We start from the raw sequence: 6,577 nt of genomic DNA, 5'->3' as shown, positions 1-6,577 counted from the left end.
GCGCGCCAGGTCAACAAGGGCGGGCTGGCGGCGCGGCTGCGCGCGAAGTTCGCCGGACGGAAGAGCGGAACCTGAATGTCGATAAAGCCCGGCGGTTCAGACGGTTTGTGCCTCCCGCGCGGCCTGGCGCATGGCCATGACCAGCGTTTCGGGCTCATGGGCGCCTGAAACGGCGGTGCGCCCGGCGAAGATGAAGCACGGCACGCCCGTAACGCCGATTTCGGATGCGCGGGCTACCTCGGCGCCCACCTCTTCGGCGTCGCGATCGGTGGCCAGCAGCGCGCGCACCAGCGCGCCGTCCATGCCCGCCTCGTCCGCCGCCTCGGCGAGAACGCCCCTGTCGCCGATGTCCTCGCCATGCAGGAAGAAGCGCCGGAAGAGCTGTTCGACGACCGCGCCCTGCGTGCTTTCGCCGATGCCGCCCGCCCAGCGGATCACCCGATGGGCGTCGAGCGTGTTGGGCGAAACGGCGATGGCGTCGAAGTTGAAGTCGATGCCCTCGCCGGCGCCCGCCGCGCCGATGCGCGCATAGACCTCCCGCGCCCCGTCCGGTCCGCCGAACTTGTTTTCGAGATATGTCCGGCGGTCGATACCGCCCGGCGGGATCGTCGCATCGAGCCGAAACGGCCGCCATGTGACGGACAGGGCGAATTCGTCGTGCGCCATCCCGGCGGCGCGTTCGAGCCGCCGCTTGCCGATGAAGCACCACGGGCACATCACGTCCGAGATCACATCGACACGCATCGGCATCGCTTCAGCCGCCATCGGTCAGCCTTTCCGGCGCGCCCGCGCCCTACTCGCTTCTGGTCGACCACCAGACCGGGAACTGGTGGCCGTAGAGCGGCGTGCCCGTGTCGGGGTAGCGGATATGGCTCCAATGGGCCACCCATGTCTCGCGCAGATGGTAGAGCGGCACCGCATAATGGCCCGAGATCAGGACCCGGTCGAGCGCGCGCACGGCGGCGGCGAAGTCCTCCCGGTCGCGGGCATCGACGATCTCCTCGATCATCGCATCGATCGCCGGATCGTTCGCACCGGCATAGTTGAACGTGCCTTCCGGCTCGGCAGACTGTGAACCCCAGCGCCAGATCTGCTCGGCGCCAGGGGAAAGCGATGCCGACAGGCTGCCCGCGACCATGTCGAAATCCCAGCTCTGGCGGCGCTGCTGGAACTGGGCGTCGTCGACGCCGCGCAGGCTTATGTCGATGCCGATGGCCTCGGCGGTGCGCTCGTAGGCGAGCGCCATGCGCTCGATCTCGCCGGAGGTCGCGCCGACGACGGTGCCAAGCAGGATCTCGAAGGCGAGCTGCTCGCCATCCTTCATCATCCTGCCGTCCTCGATCGCATAGCCCGCCTCGGCCAGCTTGGCGACCGCCGCCCGAAGCACGGTCCGGTCGCGGCCCGAACCGTCCGTCACCGTGGGCGCGTAGGTCCCGTCCATGACCGCCGGCAGGACCGCGTCTGGGAAGGGCGCCAAAAGTTCGCGCTCCCGGTCGGTCGCCGGCCGGCCGAGCGCCGACAGTTCGGCCGAGTTCTGCCAGTAGGAGCCGGTGCGGCTGAACCGGTTCGAGAACAGGTTCACGTTGACCCACTCGAAATCGAACAGCATGGCGAGCGCCTCGCGCACGCGCCGGTCGGCGAAGACGTCGCGGCGCGTGTTGAAGAAGAAGCCGAAGAAGCGGTCCGGGCGGCCGGACACGAAGGTCGATTTGATCACCTCGCCATTGTCGACGGCCGGGAAGTCATAAGCGGTTTCCCAACGCACCGGATCGCCCTCGACATAGACGTCGAACACGCCCTTCTTGAAGGCCTCGAAGCGCGCGGTGGTGTCGCGGAAATACTCGACCGTGACGGTCTCGTAATTGGCGAAGCCGCGCATCGACGGTATGTCCGCGCCCCAATAGTCGGGGTTGCGGCGATAGGCGATGCGGGTGCCGGGCTCGACGCTCTCGATCAGGTAGGGTCCGCTGCCGACCGGCGGTGCAAGCGTCGATTCGCCGAAGGTTTCCACATCGATGGCATGCTTGGGCAGCACCGGCGTCAGAGCGATGATCAGAGGAAACTCGCGGTTGGAATCCTCGTTGAAGTTGAAGCGGACGGTGCGCTCGCCGGTCTTCTCGATCGTTTCGATGCGCGCCGTGCGTCGGTTGAAGGGCGGGCGGCCCTTCTCGGTGAGGAGCTCGTAGGTGAAGATGACGTCCTCGGGCGTCACCGGAACCCCGTCGGACCAGCGCGCGTCCTCATCGAGCGTGAACTCGATCCAGCTGCGTTCCTCGTCGGTCTCGACCTTCTCGGCCAGCAGCCCGTACAGGGTGAACGGCTCGTCGCGCGAGCGCAGCAGCAGCGATTCATAGACCAGATTGCCGAACACGGGGTCCCAGACGCCGCGCGCCGTGGTGCGCATCGACTTGAGCACGAACGGGTTCAGGCTGTCGAAGGTGCCGACCACGCCATAGGTGATCGATCCGTCCCGTGGGGCGTCGGGATCGGCGTAGGGAAAGTGCTCGTAATCGGCCGGCAGGGCCGGCTCGCCATGCATGGCGATGCCGTGCCGGGGTTCGGCCAGGGCGGGCGTGATCAGCAACGAGAGCGCCGAGGCGGCGACGATCAATCGGTTTGGCAAGGAACTGACCCCCTTCGTGGAATCCGATTGTGCCGCAACATGCCAGAACGGGCGCGATCTTCAAGGCCCCGCGGCGCGGGACTGGTAAGCGGGCGGCGGAATGTGTATCAGCGCCCGAAGCCGGGCGTCACGGTCCAGCCGCATTTGCCGGCCAGGGCTGGGCTATCGGGCGGAACACCAGACAATTGAAGGACAATCATGGCGACGGGATCGATGAAGGCACTCCTGACGGCCGCGGTCGCGGTGCTGGCGCTGCCGGCGACGGCCGACGGGGCGCGGGCGCAAGCCACGCCGCAGAACGAATGGTTCAAGGTCTGCACCAAGCAGGCCGACAACGACATCTGCAATGTGCAGAACGTGCGGACCGCCCAGACCGGCCAGTTGATCACCGCGGTCAACATGATCCAGATCACCGGCAAGCAGAACCGGGCGCTGTTCCAGATCGCCGTGCCCACCGGGCGCGTCATCCCCGCCGGCGTCGCCATGCGGGTCGATGACGGCGAGCCCCAGCGCATTCCCTATGCGATCTGCCTGCCGGACCGCTGTATCGCCGAAGCGCCGCTCGACCAGGCGATCATCGATTCGTTCAAGGCCGGCGGGGCGGTGACCTTCACGACGGTCAACTTCCAGAACCAGCCCAATCCGGTCGAGGTGACGCTTCAGGGCTTCACGGCCGCCTTCGAGGGCAATCCGCTCAGGCAGTCCGAACTCGAAGAGCGCCAGCAGGAACTGCAAGCCGAGATCGAGCGCCGCCGTCAGGAGTTCCAGGAGCGGCTGAAGGCCGAACAGGAACGGGCCAAGCAGGGCGACGCGCAGTAACGCCTCGCCTTCGGCCTCGGCGATTGGCCCATCATCGCCTCATTGCGAGGTGCGAGGCCAAGCTTGCCGAAGCGGGGCCGCAAGGCACGAGGCGATGATCGTCGCACATGGCGGCGGGGGCGGCTTTGTCAGGCCGCCTTTTTGTGCGCCTCTGCCAGGCCGGCGAGCTTGGTCATCAGCACGGCCGCTCCGGCCAGCCGCTTGCCGGGCGTCGGCCAGTTGCGCGTGAAGACGACCGACTGGTCGGGCCGGATCTTCGCCAGGTCGCCCTGTTGGGAAATCCAGCCCACAAGGCCGGCCGGATCGGCGAACCGGGCGGCGCGGAACTGCACCACCGCGCCCTTCGGCCCGGCGTCGAGCTTTTCGACATTGGCCTGCCGGCACAGCGCCTTGATGTAGACGATCTTGAGGAGATGCCCGACCTCCTCGGGCAGCGGACCGAACCGGTCGATCATCTCCGCGCCGAGCCCGTCTATCTCCTCGACGCTCTGCAAGCTTCCAAGGCGCCGGTAGAGCGAAAGGCGCAGCGACAGGTCCGGCACATAGCGTTCGGGGATCATCACCGGCGTGCCGACCGTGATCTGCGGCGACCATTCGCCATGGTCGGCATCGTCCTCGCCCTTCAGTTCGGCGACGGCCTCCTCCAGCATCTGCTGGTAAAGCTCGAAGCCCACTTCCTTGATGTGGCCGGACTGTTCTTCGCCCAGAAGGTTGCCGGCGCCGCGAATGTCGAGATCGTGGCTGGCCAGCTGAAACCCCGCGCCGAGCGTGTCGAGCGATTGCAGCACCTTGAGCCGTCGCTCGGCGGTGGCCGTCAGCGGCCTGTTGGCCGGCAGCGTGAACAGCGCATAGGCGCGCAATTTCGACCGGCCGACCCGGCCCCGAAGCTGGTAGAGCTGGGCGAGGCCGAACATGTCGGCGCGATGCACGACCAGCGTGTTGGCGGTGGGAATGTCGAGGCCGCTCTCGACGATGGTGGTCGACAGCAGCACGTCGTAGCGGCCGTCATAAAAGGCGTTCATGATGTCTTCGAGTTCACCCGGCGGCATCTGGCCGTGCGCGACGGCGACCTTCAGTTCGGGCACGTTTTCGTCGAGATGGGCCTTGACCTCGCCGAGGTCTGAAATGCGCGGCACCACATAAAAGCTCTGGCCGCCCCTGTACCGTTCGCGCAGCAGCGTCTCGCGGATGACCAGCGGGTCGAACGGGGCGATGAAGGTGCGCACCGCCAACCGGTCGACGGGGGGCGTTGTGATCAGCGACAGTTCCCGCACGCCGGTCAGGGCGAGCTGAAGCGTGCGCGGGATCGGCGTCGCCGAGAGCGTCAGAACGTGCACGTCCGATTTCAGCTCCTTGAGCCGTTCCTTGTGCTTGACGCCGAAATGCTGCTCCTCGTCGACGATCAGAAGGCCCAGATCCCTGAAGCGGACGCTTTTTCCCAGAAGCGCGTGCGTGCCCACGACGATATCGACCGAGCCGTCGCCCACGCCCTTCTTGGCTTCGGCGAGCGCCTTGGGCCCTGCCAGCCGCGAGGCATGGGCGATGGCGACGGGCAGGCCGGCGAAACGTTCCGAAAAGCTCCTGAAATGCTGGCGCGCGAGCAGCGTCGTCGGCACGACGACCGCCACCTGCAACCCGTTCATGGCGGCCAGGAACGCCGCGCGCAGCGCGACCTCGGTCTTGCCGAAGCCCACATCGCCGCAGATCAGCCGGTCCATCGGCCGGCCTTTGCCCAGATCGTCGGCGACGGCCTCGATCGCCGCCATCTGGTCCTCGGTCTCCTCATAGGCAAAGCGCGCGGCGAACTCGTCGTAAAGCCCGTCTGGCGCGCGCAGTTCGGGCGCGGACCGCATCTGCCGTTCGGCGGCGATGCGGATCAGTTCGCCCGCCATGTCCAGAAGGCGTTTCTTGAGCCTGGCCTTGCGCGCCTGCCAGGCGCCGCCGCCGAGCCGGTCGAGCTGCGCCTCGGCGCTGTCCGAACCGTAGCGCGACAAAAGCTCGATATTCTCGACGGGCAGGAACAGCCGGTCGTCGCCATGGTAGCGGATTTCCAGGCAATCGTGCGGCGCGCCGGCCGCCTCGATGGTCTTGAGCCCGGAAAACCGGCCGATGCCGTGCTCGACATGGACGACCAGATCGCCCGGACCGAGCGCGGCCACCTCCGAGATGAAGTCGGCGCCGCGCTTCCTGCGCCGCCGCACCAGCCGGTCGCCGACAATGTCCTGTTCGCCGACGATCTCGACATCGCCCCAGCAAAAGCCGTGCTCGACGTTCAGCATCGCCGTGCCGATCACCGATTTCGGCAGCCGGGCGAGCGCGGCGATGTCCGGCACGACGCCGGAAAAGCCCTCAAGGCCGTGTTCTTCGAGAATCTGGACGAGGCGCGCGAGCGAGCCCTCCGACCAGCCGGCAAGGACCACGCGCTTTCCTGCCGCGCGGGTCTCGGCCAGGTGCCGCGCGGCGACCTCAAAGACATTGACGTCCTTTTGCGCCCGCTCGGCGGCGTGGTTGCGCGCCGGGCGGCCGCCGAGCGCGACGACCGCCATGCCCTCGGTTCCGGGCCGGTCGAACGGCGTCAGGTGTATGGCCGTCCTTTCGGCGAGGGCCGCGTCCAGTTCGGCCCGGTCCAGATAGAGCGCGCCCGGCTCGACCGGCTTGTAGGGGGCGGCCCCGGCCATCGCCCCGCCTTCGAGCTGGTCGAGCCGGGCGCGATGATATTCCCCGATCTGGTCGATGCGCTCGGCGACCGCGTTCATCGCCAGGGGCTCGATGACGACCGGCGCGTCCGGCAGCGCGTCCGGCAGCCGCATCATAGCCTCGGCGAAGAAGGGCAGCCAGTGCTCCATGCCGGCAAAGCGCGTCTGCGCGACGATCGAGGCATAGAGCGCATCGTCCCGCGAGGGCGCGCCGAAGGCGTCGATATAGCGGTTTCGGAACCGCTTCACCGACGCCGCGTCGAGCGCGACCTCGCTCATCGGCCGCAGCGTGAACGCCCTGCGCTGGTCCGTGGTGCGCTGGGTCGCCGCGTCGAAGCCGCGGATCGTCTCCAGCGTGTCGCCGAAGAAATCGAGCCGGACAGGGCCGTCCCCGCCCGGCGCGAAGACGCGGACCTCGATCGCCGTGCCGGACTTGCCG

Annotated in this window: 4 protein-coding genes; 1 reads left to right on the top strand and 3 read right to left on the bottom strand. The window is 67.7% G+C overall.

Going from position 1 to position 6,577, the window contains the following annotated elements; genetic code table 11:
• Window positions 1–96: 96 nt before the first annotated feature.
• A complete protein-coding gene (locus AC5E6L_RS13275; protein WP_491773895.1) occupies window positions 97–765 on the bottom strand; it encodes a DsbA family oxidoreductase in 669 nt (222 codons plus the stop codon).
• Between the two features lie 28 nt (window positions 766–793).
• Window positions 794–2,539 (bottom strand): extracellular solute-binding protein, encoded by a 1,746-nt coding sequence (locus tag AC5E6L_RS13270; protein WP_491773897.1) that lies wholly within the window; start codon window positions 2,537–2,539, stop codon window positions 794–796.
• Window positions 2,540–2,821: 282 nt separating this feature from the next.
• Here AC5E6L_RS13270 and AC5E6L_RS13265 point away from each other — a divergent pair, with 282 nt between their 5' ends.
• Window positions 2,822–3,442, top strand: a complete 621-nt coding sequence (locus AC5E6L_RS13265; protein ID WP_491229634.1) for an invasion associated locus B family protein — start codon at window positions 2,822–2,824, stop codon at window positions 3,440–3,442.
• Window positions 3,443–3,570: 128 nt separating this feature from the next.
• On the opposite strand, the gene mfd is transcribed toward AC5E6L_RS13265, so the two are convergent.
• Window positions 3,571–6,577 (bottom strand): transcription-repair coupling factor (gene mfd, locus AC5E6L_RS13260; protein ID WP_491773892.1); only part of this gene is annotated, 3,007 nt, incomplete at its 5' end.

The organism is Roseitalea sp. (genome assembly GCF_984466335.1).
The sequence above is the reverse complement of the archived record's forward strand: the minus strand, read 5'-3'. Positions and strand labels throughout refer to the sequence as shown.